This is a genomic window from Pseudomonas sp. 22526 (genome assembly GCF_052044735.1).
GTDB lineage: Bacteria > Pseudomonadota > Gammaproteobacteria > Pseudomonadales > Pseudomonadaceae > Aquipseudomonas > Aquipseudomonas piscium.
This window is the reverse complement of the sequence record NZ_JBQENK010000002.1, coordinates 418,108-435,899: the sequence shown is the minus strand read 5'-3', so window position 1 is coordinate 435,899 and position 17,792 is coordinate 418,108. Positions and strand designations below refer to the sequence as shown.

Below are 17,792 nucleotides of genomic sequence, written 5' to 3'. Positions count from 1 at the left end.
ATACTGAGCCGTCACAGGCTTCGTTGAAGGAATCGGTATGCAGTTGGACCCCGCAAGCGGCTGGTGTCACGGCGTTCGCCATTGCCCGTCACCCAATTTCAACGCACGCCCCGCGGATGAAATCTCCCTGCTGGTGATCCACAACATCAGCCTGCCGCCGGCCCAGTTCGCGACGGGCAAGGTGCAGGAATTCTTCCAGAACCGTCTTGATGTCACAGAGCATCCCTATTTTGCCGGGATCGCCGACCTGCGCGTGTCCGCGCATTTCCTGATCGAACGTGACGGAACCGTCACTCAGTTTGTCTCCTGTCTGGACCGCGCCTGGCACGCCGGCGTGTCGTGGTTCGACGGGCGCGAGAGCTGCAATGATTTCTCCCTGGGGATCGAACTGGAAGGCACCGACGAGTTGCCGTTCACCGATGCCCAGTACGACGCATTGATTGCCTTGACCCGGCAGTTGCAGCAGGCCTTCAAGGCCATTACCCCACAGAGGATTTGTGGGCACAGCGATATCGCTCCGGGGCGCAAGACCGATCCGGGGCCCGGATTCGACTGGGTACGCTATCGCGCGGCCCTGAACGAAGGGGAAGGACAATGAGTTTTCTGGTGTTGCTGCTGGCGGTATGGATCGAGAAATTCTCGGCCTTGCGCCAGCGCGTTCAGCATGACGAGCCGTGGTTGCGCCAACTGTTCCGGCAGGAATCCAGCCCGCGTCTGGCCAAGCGTCCCTGGTGGGTGCTGGCCTTGCTGGTGTTGCTGCCGGCAGTGCTGCTGGGGCTGCTGTTGCTGGTACTGGAACCGCTGGCCTACGGCCTGCTGGCGTTGCCGGTGCATCTGCTGGTGGTGATCTACAGCCTGGGGCGGGGCGACCTGCTGGGCGGCCTCGGGCCGTTTCGCGATGCCTGGCGCCGCGAGGACCTGCAAGCCGCGGCGCATGTCGCCAAGCGCGACCTGGATATCTGCGCCGACAGTGGCGAGCAGTTGCTCGGGCAGGTTCAGGGGCACCTGCTGTGGCAGGCCTACCAGAGCTTTTTCGCGGTGATCTTCTGGTACTTCCTGCTGGGCCCGGTGGCCGCATTGAGCTATCGCCTGCTGGCGCTGGCCGCCGAACACAGCAAGAACCCGGCGGTCGCCGAGCGCGCCGGGCAGCTGCGGCATGCCTTCGACTGGTTGCCGGTACGCCTGCTGGCGGCCAGCTTTGCCCTGGTGGGCAACTTCGTTGCGGTCAGCCGGGTGATGCTCCACGAGTTGCTGAACTGGAACATCAGCGCCGCGCAACTGGTGGAAAAGGTCGGCCTGGTCGCCGCGGAAATCCCCGCGCCGATCACCGGGCCGGACGGCATTCTCAGCCTGGACCGGATCTGGGAGCTGTTGCTGCGGGCCGCGGTGCTCTGGTACGCCGGTTTCGCCCTGTGGACCGTGCTGCCCTGACGGCGAGCCGCGAGTGAGCGCTGGCGAGCCTTCCTGGTCTTGCCAGCGCAGATAAAGCCGTCCTTCCGTCCGCCGTCCGCGCGGTTAACCTTAAGTTACAAACCCTTTTGCCGATTTGAGCTATACAGAAGCAGCGCCAAATAGTGGCTATCTGCCGTGTTCGCGCACCTGCCAATAAAAATAAAAGCAAAAAAAGGGGGACTTCTTGTGAAGAGCTTGCTCTATCCCGCCATTGCCCTGATGAACCGCCTGAGCTTCGGCATGAAGTTCAGCCTGATCAGCGTGCTGTTCTTTCTGCCGATGCTGGTCACCAACTTCTATCTGGTGCGCGACTCCTACCGTGAATTCCAGGGCACCCAGGTCGAGCTGCAAAGCCTGGACCTGCTGGGCAGCAGCCTGACCCTGCGCCGCGACCTGGAAACCCTGAACAACATGGTGCAGATCAACGCGACCCTGGGGCAGTCCGGCAAGGCCGGGGATATCGAAAGCAAGATCGTTACCCTGGAAAAGTCCGTGCTCGAACGCTTGCAGGGCCTGGTCGCAGTCACCGTGGACCCCGAGCAGATCGGCGTGTTCGACGGCAAGCGCGATGAAATGATTGCCGCCTTCAAGGCGCAGCAGGCGGAAAGCTCGCTGCAAAGCAAAAGCGCGCTGATCGGCAAGCTCCTGGGCAGTGCGCAGATTTTCAGCCAGATCATCGCCAGCCAGTCCGGCCTGAGCCGCGATACCCAGAGCGATGTGCGGCAGTTGAGCGAACTGGTGACCAGCGTCACGCCGCAGGTCACGCAGATTCTCGGCGAAGGCCGGGCGATGGGCGCCTATTCCCTGGGCCAGGGTTTTCTCAACTCATCCGCCAGCACCCGCTTTGACGAGCTGTTGGTGCAGATCGAAAAACTCCAGGCCGAATATGGCCTGAAGCTGCAGGATGCGCTGGGCTCGAGCAAGGCCGCCCAAGGCGCGCTGGACAGCCTGGCCAGCGCCAGCAAAGGCAGCCTCAAGCAAGCCAGCGAGCTGTTCGAAGAACAGGTGGTGATGGCCGATACCCTGGATGCGCCCTGGCAGGGCTTTTATGACCAGGTCAGCGGGCTGATGGCGCAGACCTACCAGCTCAACGAGGCGACCCTGAAGTTCCTCGGCGAGGAGTTGCAACAGCGGCTGGGGCAGAACCGTACGCAGATGGTGCTGCTGGTGGTGGCGCTGGCGGCGGTGTTCCTGCTGATCTTCTATCTCTACGGTGGTTTCTACGTCTCGACTCGCACCACCCTCAAGCGCCTGGGCGCGGTGATGGACAAGGTGGCGGCCGGCGACATGACCGTCACCTTCAACGCCCAGAGCCGTGACGAGCTGGGGGAACTGGGTACGGTGTTCAACGGCACCGTGGCGAAGATCCACGACCTGATCGAGCTGGTGGGCAAGACCGTTGGCGAGGTCGAGCGCCAGGCCGGACAGGTGGAAAGCGTGTCGGCCCAGAGCAACCAGGCAGTGGCCGGGCAGCGCAGCCAGATCGAGCAGGTGGCGACGGCGATGAACCAGATGTCCGCCACGTCCCAGGAAGTCGCGCGCAGCGCCGCGGCCGCGGTCAGCAGCGCCCATAGCGTCAACGACGAGACCATCAGCGGGCGCGGGTTGGTGGAATCCCAGCAAGGCAGCATTGCCCAGCTGGCCAGCGAGATCGACCAGTCGGTGCTGGTGATCAATCAGCTGGCCAGCGACAGCCAGGCCATCAGCCGGGTGCTGGAGGTGATCAAGAGCATCGCCGAACAGACCAACCTGCTGGCCCTCAATGCCGCCATCGAGGCGGCCCGCGCTGGCGAGCAGGGGCGAGGCTTCGCAGTGGTGGCCGACGAAGTGCGGACCCTGGCCAAGCGCACCCAGCAATCGACCGAAGAAATCGAGCAGATGATCGTCAAGCTCCACGGTGGCGTGGGGGCGGCGGTCAAGGCCATGGGCGTCAGCCATCAGATGGCCAATGGCACGGTGGGGCAGTCGGAAAAAGTCCAGCAGGCGCTGGAGAACATCCTCGGTGCGGTGGGCATGATCGTCGACCAGAACCAGCAGATTGCCGCGGCGGTGGAGCAGCAGACTGCGGTGGCCCATGACATCGATCAGAACATCGTCGAAATCAACCGCGCTGGCGAGCGCACCGCTGAAGGCGCGTTCCAGACCGAGAACGCCAGCCGCCAGTTGTCGGCGCAGGTGGTGCAGTTGAAGCAGTTGATCAGCGCGTTCCGGGTCTGATTCAGGCGCTGTGGGGCCAGCCGAACAGCACGCAGGCGTTGGCGGTACTGGCCGCCGCCAGCTGTTCGGGGCTGATTGCCATGAGCTCGGCCAGGGCCGCGCAGATCTCTGGCAGGTGTTGCGGGCTGTTGCGCTGGCCCGGGTACATGACGGGCGCCATGTCCGGCGAGTCGGTTTCCAGCACCACCGCGTCCAGCGGCAAGTCGGCGATGACCTTGCGCAGGCGCAGGGCCTGCGGCCAGGTCGCGGCGCCACCCAAGCCCAGTTTGAACCCCAGCTTGATATATTCGCGGGCCTCCTCGCGGCTGCCGGCGAAGGCGTGGATGATGCCGGCGCGCTTGAGCTTGAAGCGCTTGAGGGTGGCAATCACCACAGCATGGCTACGCCGTACGTGAAGCAGGGCCGGCAGCTGGAAGTCCGCGGCCAGTTGCAGTTGCGCTTCGAACAGTTGCTGCTGGCGCTGACGATCCAGCTGTTCGAGAAAATAATCCAGGCCGATCTCACCCACCGCGCACAGCTGCGGGTGGCCCGCCAGGCGGGTCAGCCGGTCGCCCAGCTCGATTAGGTCGGCCGGGCTGTGCTCGTCGAGATAGACCGGGTGCAGGCCAAAGGCGGCATACAGGTCGGCATCGCTTTGCACCAGCTCCCAGAGTCGCTGCCAATTGCGCTGATAAACCCCCAGCACCACCATCCGTCGCACGCCGAGGGCGCGGCTGGCCGCCAGCAGCGCCTGACGATCGGCGTCGAAATCCGGAAAATCCAGATGGGTGTGGCTGTCGATCAGCTCCACGGTCAAGCCTCGTGAATGCGCTGCTTGAAGGTCCGGGCGATGGCGTGCACGCCGGGTTGGTAATGGGCTTCTTCGATGGCGGCCAGGGCTAGTTGCAGGGCCTTGTCGGCGATCAGCTGGTGCTGCTGGGCCATGGCATTCACCGGCAGCGGCAAAAAGTCCAGCAGCTGGGTATCGCCGAAGGTGCCCAGGCGCAGCGGCCGCGACTTGAGCGGGAAGTCGTGCAGCGCGTCGAACACCCCTTGCAGCAGCACATAGGAGGTGGTCACCAGGGCATCCGGCAGATGGCCCAGGCGCTCCAGCAACGCTTCCATTAGCTGGCGGCCGCAGTCGCGGCTGAAAGCTTCGCCCTGTTCGATCAGCACCTGGCCGTCGAAGCCTTCCAGCGCCTGCTTGAAGCCGGCGGCGCGTTCGCGGCTGATGCCCAGCTCGGGGCGGGCGCCGATCAGGGCGATCTGCCGCGGCTGGGGCTGCAACAGGCTGCGGGTCAGGTGCAGGCTGGCTTGTTGATCGTCGCTGATCACCGAGCAGAAAAACTCCGGCTCCATCACCCGGTCGATGGCGATGATCGGCAGGCCCTGGGCCTGCAACAGGCGATAGGTGTCATCCTCGGGTGGCAGGCAGCTGGCGACGAACAGCGCGTCGCAGCGGCGGGCGCGGAACAGTTGCAGCAACTGCCGCTCGCTGTCCGGGGCATCGTCGGAGCTGGCGATCAGCAGCTGATAGCCACGGGCGCGGGCGCCTTGCTCGAGCAACTTGGCGATGCGTGCGTAACTGGGGTTTTCCAGGTCCGGCAGGATGAAGCCCAGGGTCCGGGTGCGCCGGCTGCGCAGCCCGGCGGCCTGAGGGTTGGGCGTGAAGCCATGTTCCTCGACCACCGCCCGGACCCGTTCGACGGTCGCGTTGCTGATGCGTTGCTGTTCGGCCTTGCCGTTGATGACGTAGCTGGCGGTGGTGACGGACACACCGGCCAGTCTGGCGATATCACTGAGTTTCAACCCGGGTTTTCCTTGTTTTCTGGAGCTTGCCCCGACATTTTCGCCAATCCTAACCGATATAGGCAGGCGACCAATGTCGGAACATGCAGCCGACAGGTAGGGCTTCAAGGATGGAAGATTATCGAGTAACGTGCCCAATATTCTAGATTAAACGTTTCAGCACGCGTATTTTCTAGGGATATGGACAGACGGGAACAGGGCCCTGCCAAGCCGACGGTCCCGTTTGTGGCATTAAAGCCGTCTGGCTGATTCACTCAAAACAATACCTAGCGCCCCGGCGCTAAATAGGAGAAAGCATGCTCGAGCTCACTATTGAGCAGATATCCATGGGCCAGTCGGCTGTGGATAAGTCTGCGGCCCTGCACCTGCTCGCCGACAAACTGGTGGCCGACGGCCTGGTCGCCGAAGGTTACCTGGCCGGCCTGCAGGCCCGCGAAGCCCAGGGCTCGACCTTTCTCGGCCAAGGTATTGCCATCCCCCACGGCACCCCGGAAACCCGCGACCAGGTGTTCGCCACCGGCGTGCGCCTGCTGCAGTTCCCCGAGGGCGTGGACTGGGGCGATGGGCAGATCGTCTACCTGGCGATCGGCATCGCCGCCAAATCCGACGAACACCTGCGCCTGTTGCAACTCCTGACCCGCGCCCTCGGCGAAACCGACTTGGGCCAGGCCTTACGCCGCGCCAGCTCGCCGGAAGCCCTGCTGAAACTGCTGCAAGGCGCGCCGCAAGAGCTGGCGCTGGATGCGCAGATGATCGGCCTGGGCGTGGCCGCCGAAGATTTCGAAGAGCTGGTATGGCGCGGCGCCCGTCTGCTGCGCCAGGCCGACTGCGTGAGCAACGGTTTTGCCGCCGTGCTGCAACAGGTCGAGGCGCTGCCCCTGGGCGATGGCCTGTGGTGGCTGCACAGCGAGCAGACCGTCAAGCGCCCGGGCCTGGCCTTCGTCACCCCAGACAAACCGATTCGTTACCTGGGCCAGCCATTGGCCGGGCTGTTCTGCCTGGCCAGCCTGGGCGAGGCCCATCAGGCCCTGCTTGAGCGCCTGTGCGCGCTGTTGATCGAAGGCCGCGGCCATGAACTGGGCCGGGCCACCAGCAGCCGCGCGGTATTGGAAGTGCTGGGCGGCGAGCTGCCAGCCGACTGGCCGAGCGCGCGCATCGTCCTGGCCAACGCCCACGGTTTGCATGCACGCCCGGCGAAGATCCTCGCGCAGCTGGCGAAAAGTTTCGAGGGCGAGGTGCGTGTGCGGATCCTCGACGCACCGGGTTCCGCGGTTTCGGTGAAAAGCCTGAGCAAGCTGCTGAGCCTCGGCGCCCGTCGTGGCCAGACCCTGGAACTGATCGCCGAACCGAACATCGCCGCCGACGCCCTGCCAGCCTTGCTGGCAGCCATCGCCGAAGGCCTGGGGGAAGAAGTCGAGCCGGTTCCGGAAGCCAGCGTGCCCCAGGAAGTGCCGGAAGAAGTCGAGGTGCCCATCAGCGCGCCGGCTTCCGGCAGCCTGCTCCAGGCCATCCCGGCGGCCCCCGGCATCGCCATAGGCCCGGCGCATATCCAGGTGATCCAGCCGTTCGACTACCCGCTGCGCGGCGAATCCACCGCCATCGAGCGCGAGCGCCTGCAACGAGCCCTGGCCGAGGTCCGGCATGACATTGACGGGCTGATCCAGCGCAGCAAGGCCAAGGCCATTCGCGAGATTTTCGTCACCCACCAGGAAATGCTCGACGACCCGGAACTCACCGATGAAGTCGACACCCGCCTCAAGCAGGGCGAAAGCGCCGAAGCGGCCTGGATGACCGTGATTGAAGCCGCCGCCCGGCAGCAGGAAGCCTTGCACGACGCGCTGCTGGCCGAACGCGCCGCCGACCTGCGGGACATCGGCCGGCGGGTGCTGGCGCAGCTGTGTGGCATCGAAACCCCGGCCGAGCCGGATGAGCCCTACATCCTGGTGATGGATGAAGTCGGCCCGTCGGACGTGGCGCGCCTCGATCCGGCGCGGGTCGCCGGTATTCTTACCGCCCGTGGTGGAGCTACTGCCCACAGCGCGATTGTCGCCCGTGCCCTGGGGATTCCGGCGCTGGTCGGTGCCGGTGCCGGCGTGTTGCTGCTCAAGCCTGGCACGCCGCTGCTGCTCGATGGCCAGCGCGGTCGCCTGCATGTGGATGCCGATGCCAGCACCCTGCAACGGGCCACCGAAGAGCGCGACACCCGCGAACAACGGCTCAAGGCCGCCGCCGAACAACGCCATCAACTGGCGCATACCACCGACGGCCATCACGTCGAAGTCTTCGCCAATATCGGCGAAAGCGCCGGGGTGGCCAGCGCCGTGGAAAACGGCGCCGAAGGTATCGGTCTGCTGCGCACCGAACTGATTTTCATGGCCCACCCGCAAGCGCCGGACGAAGCCACCCAGGAAGCCGAATACCGCCGCGTGCTCGATGGCCTGGCCGGGCGGCCGCTGGTGGTGCGCACCCTGGATGTCGGCGGCGACAAACCGCTGCCGTACTGGCCGATCGCCAAGGAAGAAAACCCCTTCCTCGGCGTGCGCGGCATCCGCCTGACCCTGCAACGCCCGCAGATCATGGAAGCCCAGTTGCGCGCCTTGCTGCGTTCGGCGGACAACCGTCCGCTGCGGATCATGTTCCCCATGGTCGGCAGCGTCGATGAATGGCGCGCCGCCCGCGACATGACCGAGCGCCTGCGCCAGGAAATCCCGGTGGCCGACCTGCAACTGGGGATCATGATCGAAGTGCCGTCCGCCGCCCTGCTGGCGCCGGTGCTGGCCAAGGAAGTGGACTTCTTCAGCGTCGGCACCAACGACCTGACCCAATACACCCTGGCCATCGACCGTGGTCACCCGACCCTGTCGGCCCAGGCCGATGGCCTGCACCCGGCGGTGCTGCAACTGATCGACATCACCGTGCGCGCGGCCCATGCCCACGGCAAGTGGGTCGGTGTGTGCGGCGAGCTGGCGGCCGATCCGCTGGCGGTGCCGGTGCTGGTGGGACTGGGCGTGGACGAACTGAGCGTCTCCGGACGCAGCATCGCCGAGGTCAAGGCACGCATTCGCGAGCTCAGCCTGACCCAGGCACAAACCCTTGCAGAACAGGCCCTGGCCGTCGGCAGCGCCAACGATGTGCGCGCCCTTGTGGAGGCCATGTAATGGCAAAGATTCTTACCCTGACCCTGAACCCGGCGCTGGACCTCACCGTCCAGCTGGCGCGCCTGGAACCGGGGCAGGTCAACCGCAGCGAAGCCATGCACACCCACGCCGCCGGTAAGGGCGTGAACGTGGCCCAGGTGCTGGCCGACCTTGGCCATCAACTGACCGTCAGCGGCTTCCTCGGTGAAGACAATCCCCAGGCGTTCGAGGCGTTGTTCGCCCGCCGCGGTTTTATCGACGCCTTTGTCCGTGTGCCCGGGGAAACCCGCAGCAACATCAAGCTGGCCGAACAGGACGGGCGCATCACCGATCTCAACGGTCCCGGCCCGGAGGTCGACGAAGCGGCGCAACAGGCCTTGCTCGCACGCCTGGAACAGATCGCCCCGGGGCATGACGCGGTGGTGGTGGCCGGCAGCCTGCCGCGCGGCGTCAGCCCGCAATGGCTGCACGCCTTGCTGAGCCGTCTTAAGGCACTGGGGCTGAAAGTGGCGCTGGACACCAGCGGCGAAGCCCTGCGTGCCGGTCTGGCCGCCGGACCCTGGTTGGTCAAGCCCAATACCGAGGAACTGGCCGAAGCCCTGGACAGCCCGGTGCTGTCGCTGGCGACCCAAGCCGAAGCCGCCAGGCGCCTGCACGCCCAAGGCGTCGAGCATGTGGTGATTTCCCACGGCGCCGAAGGCGTGAACTGGTTCAGTGCCGCGCCGGCCTTGCAGGCGCTGCCGCCCAAGGTCAGCGTGGCCAGCACCGTCGGCGCCGGCGACTCGTTGCTGGCCGGCATGCTCCACGGCCTGCTCAGCGCCCACGCGTTTGAACAGACCCTGCGCACCGCCACGGCCATCGCCGCCATGGCCGTGACCCAGATCGGTTTCGGCATCACCGATGCCGCGCAGTTGGCACAGCTTGAACAGGGGGTGCGCGTTCATCCCCTCATAGAACAATAAGAGGGTTGGTCATGAAGTTAGCCATTGTTACCGCCTGCCCGAACGGCATGGTCACCAGTGTGCTGTGCGCCCGGCTGCTGGACGCCGCGGCCCAGCGCCAGGGCTGGAGCACCAGCGTCGAAGTGCAGGACACAGCGCACCCGGAACGGCAATTGTCGGCCGCCACCCTCGAAGCGGCCGAGTGGGTGCTGGTGGTCAGCACCGGGCCTGTGGATATGTCGCGCTTTGTCGGCAAGCGGGTGTTCCAGAGCTCACCCTCCGTGGCCTTGCAGGACGTCGACGGCGTGCTGCGGCGCGGCGCCGAGGAGGCCCAGGTATATGCCGCGGCCGAAGCCGTGGCCGAGCCGGCGCCAGTCAGCAAAAGTGTGCCCCGGCTGGTGGCGGTCACCGCCTGCCCGACTGGCGTGGCCCACACCTTCATGGCGGCCGAGGCCTTGCAGCAGACCGCCAAGCGCCTGGGCTACGAGCTGCAAGTGGAAACCCAGGGCTCGGTGGGCGCGCGCAACCCCTTGAGCGCCGAGGCCATCGCCGCGGCGGATGTAGTGCTGCTGGCCGCGGACATCGAAGTGCCCACCGAGCGCTTCACCGGCAAGAAAATCTACCGCTGCGGCACCGGCATCGCCCTCAAGCAATCCGAGGCGACTCTGAACAAGGCCCTGGCGGAAGGGCAGGTGGAGTCGTCAGCGGCGGGAGCCGCCGCGGCCCCGGCCAAGCAGGAGAAAACCGGGGTCTACAAGCACCTGCTGACCGGCGTGTCGTTCATGCTGCCGATGGTGGTGGCGGGGGGCCTGATGATCGCTTTGTCCTTCGTCTTCGGTATCACCGCGTTCAAGGAGGAAGGCACCCTGGCCGCCGCGCTGATGCAGATCGGCGGCGACACCGCGTTCAAACTGATGGTGCCGCTGCTGGCCGGCTATATCGCCTACTCCATCGCCGACCGGCCGGGCCTGGCCCCGGGGATGATCGGCGGCATGCTCGCCAGCACCCTGGGCGCGGGGTTTATTGGTGGGATCATTGCTGGTTTCATCGCCGGTTATGTGGCCAAAGCCATCAGCAAATACGCGCGCCTGCCCCAGAGCCTGGAGGCCTTGAAGCCGATCCTGATCATCCCGTTGCTGGCCAGCCTGTTCACCGGCCTGGTGATGATCTATGTGGTGGGCAAGCCAGTGGCCGGGATGCTCGCCGGCCTGACCCACTTCCTCGACAGCATGGGTACCACCAACGTGCTGCTGCTGGGTGTGTTGCTCGGCGGCATGATATGCGTCGAGCTCGGCGGGCCGATCAACAAGGCGGCCTATGCCTTACCGGCCAAGCAGGAGAAAAGCGGGGTCTACAAGCACCTGCTGACCGGTGTGTCGTTCATGCTGCCGATGGTGGTGGCGGGCGGTCTGATGATCGCCCTGTCCTTCGTCTTTGGTATCACCGCGTTCAAGGAGCAGGGCACCCTGGCCGCCGCCCTGATGCAGATCGGCGGCGACACCGCGTTCAAGCTGATGGTGCCGCTGCTGGCCGGCTACATCGCCTACTCCATCGCCGACCGTCCGGGCCTGGCGCCGGGAATGATCGGCGGCATGCTCGCCAGCACCCTGGGCGCGGGCTTTATCGGCGGGATCATTGCCGGTTTCATCGCCGGCTATGTGGCTAAAACCATCAGCCAATACGCGCGCTTGCCGCAAAGCCTGGAGGCCTTGAGGCCGACCCTGATCATCCCCTTGCTGGCCAGCCTGTTCACCGGCCTGGTGATGATCTATGTGGTGGGCAAGCCGGTGGCCGGGATGCTCGCCGGCCTGACCCATTTCCTCGACAGCATGGGCACCACCAACGCCATCCTGCTGGGTGTGTTGCTCGGCGGCATGATGTGCGTCGACCTCGGCGGGCCGATCAACAAGGCGGCCTATGCCTTCTCCGTGGGGCTGCTGGCGTCGCAGAGCTATGCCCCGATGGCGGCGACCATGGCCGCCGGCATGGTGCCGCCGATCGGCCTGGGCATCGCGACCTTTATCGCCCGGCGCAAGTTTGCCCAGACCGAGCGCGAAGCCGGTAAGGCGGCCCTGGTGCTGGGGCTGTGCTTTATCTCCGAAGGCGCGATCCCATTCGCCGCCAAGGACCCGCTGCGGGTGATCCCGGCCAGCATCGCCGGCGGCGCGTTGACCGGGGCGCTGTCGATGTATTTCGGCTGCAAACTGATGGCGCCCCATGGTGGGTTGTTCGTGATGCTGATTCCGAATGCGATCAACCATGCGTTGCTGTATCTGCTGGCGATTGTCGCGGGGAGTCTGTTGACGGCGGTGGTGTATGCGGTGGTGAAGCGGCCTGAGGTCGCCGAACTGGCGTTGGAGCCGGTCAAGGCCTGACGACTGTTCTGCGTTGACTTCGATGGCGCCCGTGTGGCGCCATCGTTGTTTCTGCCGATCACTGCTGTAGCCGCTGCCGAGCTTGCGAGGCTGCGATCGACCGCGAAGCGGGCGCAGGATTTTGAAACCGCTGGAGGACCTTCGGTCCTATCGCAGCCTCGCAAGCTCGGCAGCGGCTACACAGAACGCAGGTATATCGGCGTTTCTGTAGGAGCGAGCTTGCTCGCGATCAGACTCTCCGGATGACAGGTTTTGTCATGTAAGACGCTGTCTGAAAGTGAGGCACTTCGCTTTCATTTGTAAGGCTTTTCCGAGAAACTCCGGGCCGCTTGCGTCTGGGAATGGCGCTATCTAGCCTCGGGTTCGTCACCGACTTTTTCGGTGATCGGGTCTAGCAGCCCGGGTCAAGACGCAAGCCGCATCATCAGCACTGCATTTTCATTTGCAGGGCTCTGCTATGGCGGCTGTGCGTGGGAGCGCCTGCGGGCGCGCCGGTTTCCTTGACCCGGTCTGCTAGCCCGCGTACAGCCGCCACCTTTCTATATCGTCTAGCAGCGGTGGGTGGTGGCTTCATGTCGAGGAGCCACATCATGAAAAAGCTCGTCCCCGATCCACCCGTTTCCGTGTCGTTCTCGCGCCGCAATCCAGACCACGATCAGGCCAATGAGCAGGTCCGTCAGGCGTTGGCCAATCATCCGGTGGAAGGCTCGTTGCTCGCTGCCTTGAAACCCACCGCTGCGGGCCCAGCGGGTAACGATTCACTCTTCACCGTTCGCCCCGGCATCAGCGCCGAAGAGGCGTTGCTTCACGTTTCCATGCTGCTCAAATCCGCCGAGGAAGTTTCCGACGAGATTACTGAACACGCCAGCGGTATCGAGCGTGGCCTGATCTGGTCGCTGGTGCATTCCGTGGAGATGGCACGTGGTGTGGTGGATGCCTTGCTCGATGGCAATCGTCTCTGATCTGAAATGACTGCCGCAGGCTGCGATCGATTTTGAAGAGGGCGCAGGATCTTGAGATTGCAGGAGGACCTTCGGTCCTATCGCAGCCTCGCGGGCTCGGCAGCGGCTACAGGGACCGTGGGTATATTGGGGCCTTTTGTAGGAGCGAGCTTGCTCGCGAGCAGATCGTTCGGATGACGCGTTTGACCTTGTAGGACGCTGTCTGAAAGTGCGGCTCTTCACTTTCTTGTGTAAGGCCTTTCCGAGAAACTCTGGGCCGCTTGCGCCTGGGAAAGGTGCTGTCTAGCCTCGGGTTTTTCTCTGGTTTTTCAGTGATCGGCTTTGGTCGGATTCTGTTCTGGCGGCTGTACGTGGGGCACCCTCGGGTGCGCCGGGCTCCTGAGCCCCGGTCTGCTAACCCGCGTCCAACTGCCATCCTCAATCGTTTAGTTATTCCATGACTCGCAATGCTCGGCTGTAACACCGCTGTTCATCAGACAGGCGGCGTTATCCTTGACGACCATCGCGAGCAAGCTCGCTCCTACAGTAGAGGCGGGTTGTGGGGCTTGTCATACGCAGTTCATCCACACTGGCTAAGGTTTCCTTTTGACATTGGGTCAGGGAGCAACCATGAGCGATTTCAACCTCGGGCGGCGGCGGGTGATTCAGGTGGCGGGGGCAGGGCTGTTGCTGCCGGGGTTGGCGCCGGCGGTGATTGCCTCGGGCAAGGACCGGCCGAAGATGGTCGATGGCGTGCAGTCCGGGGATCTGCTCGGCGATCGGGCGATGGTCTGGAGCCGTACCGACCGGCCGGCGCGGATGGTGGTGGAGTGGGATACCCGCAGCCTGTTCAGCAACCCGCGCAAGTTTGTCTCACCCCTGGCCGATGCTCGCACTGATTTCACCGCGCGGGTTGAGTTGGGCGGACTGCCCACCGACCAGGCGATTTTTTATCGGGTGTATTTCGAAGACGCTCAGACCGGCGTGCGCAGCAAGCCCTGGTTCGGCCATTTGCGCAGCGTGCCGCAGACCCGCCGCGATATCCGTTTTGTGTGGAGCGGCGACACCGTCGGCCAGGGTTTCGGCATCAACCCGGACATCGGCGGCATGCGCATTTACGAGGCCATGCGCCGACGCCTGCCGGACTTTTTTATCCACAGCGGCGACACCATTTACGCCGACGGCCCGGTGCCGGCGCAGCTGACCACCGAGAATGGCCGGGTGTGGCGCAATATCACCACCGAGGCCAAGAGCAAGGTCGCCGAGACCCTCGACGAATACCGCGGCAACTACCGCTACAACTTGCTGGACGAGAACCTGCGGCGCTTCAACGCCGAGGTGCCGCAGATCTGGCAGTGGGACGACCATGAGGTGGTCAACAACTGGTCGCCGAGCAAGGTGCTGGATGAGCGTTACACCGTCAAAGATATCCACACCCTGGTGGGCCGCGCGCGGCAGGCCTGGCTGGAATACGCGCCGATGCGCTTGCAGAGCGCCGACCAGGGCGGGCGCATCTATCGCAAGCTGAGCTACGGGCCGCTGCTGGATGTGTTCGTGCTGGACATGCGCAGCTATCGCGGCGGCAATGACGACAACCTCGGCGCGGCCAAGCCGTTCCTCGGCCGTGAGCAGCTGGACTGGCTCAAGCAGGGGCTCAAGCACTCCAAGGCGCAGTGGAAGGTGGTGGCGGCCGACATGCCTATCGGCCTCGGCGTGCCGGACGGCGAGGTCAGCCCTGGGGTACCGCGTTGGGAGGCGATTGCCAATGGCGACCCGGGCCCGGCCCAGGGCCGCGAGCTGGAGATCGCCGAGCTGCTGGCGTTCCTGCGCAAGCACAAGGTGCGCAACCATGTGTGGCTGACGGCGGACGTGCATTACTGCGCGGCGCACCATTACCACCCGGACCGCGCGGCGTTCCAGGATTTCGAGCCGTTCTGGGAGTTCGTCGCCGGGCCTTTGAATGCCGGCAGTTTCGGGCCCAACGCGCTGGACAAGACCTTCGGCCCGGAGGTGGTGTTCCAGAAGGCGCCGCCGGCGCAGAACACCTCGCCGTTCGCCGGGTTCCAGTTCTTCGGCGAAGTGCAGATCGAAGGGCAGAGCGGGGAGTTGAGCGTGATCCTGCGGGACCTGGATGGGGTGGCGGTGTTCGAGCGTAAGTTGCAGCCGGTTTAATCACGTACCGGCTTCTGTAGGAGCGGCCGGTCGACGCTCGATTGCCCGCGATGGCGGTATCAAGGCCGCTACCGGCCTTTGGCCTATCGCGAGCAAGCTTCGCTCCTACAGAAGCATGACGGGGTCAGTAGACGTCGCGGCGATAGCGGCCTTGCTCGATTAGGCGTTCGACGACCTCGGCGCCCAACACTTCGTTGAGCACTTGATCCACCCCCGAGGCCATGCCTTGCAGGCTGCCGCAGATGTAGATCGCGGCGCCGTCGGCTAGCCATTGCTTGAGGCGTTCGGCCTGTTGGCGCAGGCGGTCCTGGACGTAGATCTTCTCGGCCTGATCGCGGGAGAAGGCCAGGTCCAGGCGGCGCAGGTCGCCGGCGGTCAGCCATTCCTGCAACTCGTCCTTGCAGTAGAAATCATGCTCGACGTTGCGCTCGCCGAAGATCAGCCAGTTGTCTTGCTGGCCCTCGGCGATGCGCGCCTTGAGCAGGCTGCGCAAGCCGGCCAGGCCGGTGCCGTTGCCCAGCAGGATCAGCGGGCAAGGCTCGGCCGGCGGATGGAAGCCGCTGTTGCGCCGCACTCGCAGGCTGATGCTGGAGCCGACCGGCGCATGCTCGGTGAGCCAGCCGGAGCCGATACCCAGGCTGCCGTCGGAGTGGCGTTCCTGGCGCACCAGCAGTTCCAGCTGGCCATCGCTGGCCAGCGAGGCGATGGAGTATTCGCGCATCGCCAGCGGCACCAGGGCATCCACCAGTGCCTGGGCGTGCAGGCCCACCAGATGGGCACGGTTTTCCGGGAGCTGACGGCTGGCCAGAGCCTGGGTCAGGGCTTCCGTCAGGCCGTCGAGCTGCACCGTGGCGCTGCCGTCCAGGCCCAGGCCGTCGAGGAAGAACTCGATGGCCCATGCGCAGTTGCGCGGCAGCACTTCCACCAGGTCGCCGGCCAGCCAGCTGCTCGGTTGCGGTGGCGTCAGCCCCAGCAGGTAGACACCGGAACCGCTGCTATCCGGGTTCAACAGCACACGTTGGTTCAGGGTCCAGTTGTCGTAGGCGGGGGCCTGCCACAGGTCCACCGGCGCCTGGCCGATCAACTGGCCCAGTTGCTGCTGCCAGTGGCGCAGGGCGTAGCTGTCGCCGCTGTCGACTTCCACCGGGGCGAACAGGGTGTTGCCGCCATGCTCGGCCAGCCAGCCGTGCAGGCGCTTGGCAAAGCCGCAGAAGTGCGGGTATTGCCGGTCGCCCAGGCCCAGTACGGCGTACTTGAGATTTTCCAGGGACAAGGCACGGCTCAGCACCTTGCGCTCGAAGCCCCGGGCGCTGTCCGGCGCTTCACCGTCGCCGAAGGTGCTGACCACGAACAGCGCGTTCTGGGAGTTCAGCAGGTCCTGCTCGCTGACGCTGGCCAGCGGCTGGACCCTGGTTGGTACGCCCGCGGCCTGCAATTGCCCGGCGGTCTGCCAGGCCAGTTGTTCGGCGAAACCGCTCTGGCTGGCGAAACCGATCAGCCAGGCCGAGGCATCGCCGGTGTCGGTGCTCAGGCCCTGGCGCGCGTCCTTGATCTGGCGCTTCTTGCGCCGGCGGTCCAGGTACAGCAGCCAGCCGGTGATAAAGAACAGCGGCATGGTCAGCGAAGCGATAGTCACCAGGATCCGCCCGACAATGCCGAAGTAGCTACCCACGTGCAGGGCATAGATGCTGGTCAGCAACTGCGCCTTGAGGCTCTTGTCGCTGTAGCGGTCATGGCGGCTGACCACGCCGCTGTTCGGGTCGATGGTGATCTGGTTCAGCGCCCGGTCGTGGGGCGAGTTCTTGAGCAGATAGAACACGGTCGCCGGCTGGCCGGCCACCGCTGGCATGCGGATGTTGTAGGAGCTCAGGTCCTTGCCGGCGGTGCTGTAGATGCCCAGCCACATGGCGTTGTAGTCGGCGGTCGGCGCCGGGCCCTTAGGCGGCGCGCCACGGCTTTTCATGCGTTGGCTCTGTGGCGAGTCGGCCAGCAGTTTGTTCAGGCCCTTGTTGTACCACTCGTAGGACCAGGACAAACCGGTCAGCGCCGCCAATAGATAGAACAGCAGGCACCAGGTACCGGCCACGGCGTGCAGGTCCCAGTTGAAGCCACGGCCTTTTTTCGCCCAGTCCAGGGTCAGCCAGGCGCGCCAGCTCGCCACCTGGCGCGGCCAGCGCAGGTACAGGCCGGACAGGCAGAAGAAGATCAGGAGCAGGGTGCAGGCGCCGGTGATCTGCCGGCCGCTGTCGCCCATGGCCAGGAAACGGTGCAGTTGCAGCATCAGGCCGAAGAAGTCCTGGCCCAGGGCGGTGCCCATGAACTCGCCGGTGTAGGGGTCGAAATAGCGCATCTCGCCGCGGCGCTGGCCCGGTGGCGGGGTGAACCAGACGCGGGCGGCGTTGCCGCTGTCGGCTTCCACGGTGAGCATCGACACGGTCTTGCCCGAGGCAGCCTGGATTTTTTCCACCAGTTCGGCGGGCGGCAGGACGCCGGCCGGCTGTTTTTCCACCTGCAGTGTGGAGGGATTGAGGGCACGCAGGATTTCATCCTGGAACGACACGGTCGCTCCGGTAATGCCCATCAAGGCCAGGACCAGGCCGGCGCTGATGCCGAAAAACCAGTGCAACTGGAACAGGGTTTTCTTCAACACATCGACCGCCTCGTTGGTTCTTAAGTCTGTGCCACGGCGCGCATTATGCCGTGAGTTGTCGAGAAACATTCTTTCTTACGCACAAAAGCCCCATTCACCGAAGTGGATGGGGCTTGCGT

At 64.9% G+C, this 17,792-nt stretch carries 11 protein-coding genes and 1 pseudogene; 9 read left to right on the top strand and 3 right to left on the bottom strand.

The genetic code is table 11. The annotated features are described in order from the left end of the window. The first annotated feature begins 37 nt into the window (after positions 1-37). The 4 genes and pseudogenes from ampD to ACTJKT_RS04355 all read left to right on the top strand — a co-directional run bounded on the left by ampD (position 38) and on the right by ACTJKT_RS04355 (position 3,669). The gene (gene ampD / locus ACTJKT_RS04370) at positions 38-598 is read left to right on the top strand and encodes a 1,6-anhydro-N-acetylmuramyl-L-alanine amidase AmpD (RefSeq protein ID WP_007922273.1); all 561 of its coding nucleotides are present in this window, start codon (positions 38-40) and stop codon (positions 596-598) included. Beyond that, entirely contained in the window at positions 595-1,431 is an 837-nt protein-coding gene (gene ampE / locus ACTJKT_RS04365) for a regulatory signaling modulator protein AmpE (RefSeq protein ID WP_440786302.1), read from the top strand. Before ampD ends, ampE begins: the two co-directional genes overlap by 4 nt. Before the next feature lie 240 nt (positions 1,432-1,671). Continuing rightward, a pseudogene (locus tag ACTJKT_RS04360) lies at positions 1,672-2,811 on the top strand (HAMP domain-containing protein); the annotation flags it as partial. A gap of 144 nt (positions 2,812-2,955) precedes the next feature. Continuing rightward, positions 2,956-3,669 (top strand): methyl-accepting chemotaxis protein, encoded by a 714-nt coding sequence (locus tag ACTJKT_RS04355; protein ID WP_440786349.1) that lies wholly within the window; start codon positions 2,956-2,958, stop codon positions 3,667-3,669. Position 3,670: 1 nt separating this feature from the next. Here ACTJKT_RS04355 and ACTJKT_RS04350 read toward each other — a convergent pair whose 3' ends face one another. Next, the gene (locus ACTJKT_RS04350) at positions 3,671-4,459 is read right to left on the bottom strand and encodes a TatD family hydrolase (RefSeq protein ID WP_440786301.1); all 789 of its coding nucleotides are present in this window, start codon (positions 4,457-4,459) and stop codon (positions 3,671-3,673) included. A 2-nt stretch (positions 4,460-4,461) separates the two neighbouring features. Then, the gene (gene cra, locus ACTJKT_RS04345) at positions 4,462-5,457 is read right to left on the bottom strand and encodes a catabolite repressor/activator (RefSeq protein ID WP_053277430.1); all 996 of its coding nucleotides are present in this window, start codon (positions 5,455-5,457) and stop codon (positions 4,462-4,464) included. A 296-nt stretch (positions 5,458-5,753) separates the two neighbouring features. Between cra and ptsP the strand changes: the two genes are divergently transcribed. The 5 genes from ptsP to ACTJKT_RS04320 all read left to right on the top strand — a co-directional run bounded on the left by ptsP (position 5,754) and on the right by ACTJKT_RS04320 (position 15,023). Further along, a complete protein-coding gene (ptsP, locus tag ACTJKT_RS04340) occupies positions 5,754-8,615 on the top strand; it encodes a phosphoenolpyruvate--protein phosphotransferase (RefSeq protein ID WP_440786300.1) in 2,862 nt (953 codons plus the stop codon). Next, complete coding sequence (gene pfkB / locus ACTJKT_RS04335; protein ID WP_440786299.1) at positions 8,615-9,556, top strand: 1-phosphofructokinase; 942 nt, start codon at positions 8,615-8,617, stop codon at positions 9,554-9,556. The genes ptsP and pfkB overlap by 1 nt, the downstream gene beginning before the upstream one ends. Positions 9,557-9,567: 11 nt before the next feature. Continuing rightward, positions 9,568-11,910 (top strand): PTS fructose-like transporter subunit IIB, encoded by a 2,343-nt coding sequence (locus ACTJKT_RS04330; RefSeq protein WP_440786298.1) that lies wholly within the window; start codon positions 9,568-9,570, stop codon positions 11,908-11,910. Between the two features lie 590 nt (positions 11,911-12,500). Then, the gene (locus ACTJKT_RS04325; protein ID WP_038582134.1) at positions 12,501-12,872 is read left to right on the top strand and encodes a DUF6124 family protein; all 372 of its coding nucleotides are present in this window, start codon (positions 12,501-12,503) and stop codon (positions 12,870-12,872) included. Positions 12,873-13,481: 609 nt separating this feature from the next. After that, positions 13,482-15,023 (top strand): alkaline phosphatase D family protein, encoded by a 1,542-nt coding sequence (locus ACTJKT_RS04320; RefSeq protein WP_440786297.1) that lies wholly within the window; start codon positions 13,482-13,484, stop codon positions 15,021-15,023. 124 nt (positions 15,024-15,147) lie between these two features. On the opposite strand, the gene ACTJKT_RS04315 is transcribed toward ACTJKT_RS04320, so the two are convergent. Then, entirely contained in the window at positions 15,148-17,673 is a 2,526-nt protein-coding gene (locus ACTJKT_RS04315) for a PepSY domain-containing protein (RefSeq protein WP_440786296.1), read from the bottom strand. Positions 17,674-17,792 lie beyond the last annotated feature (119 nt).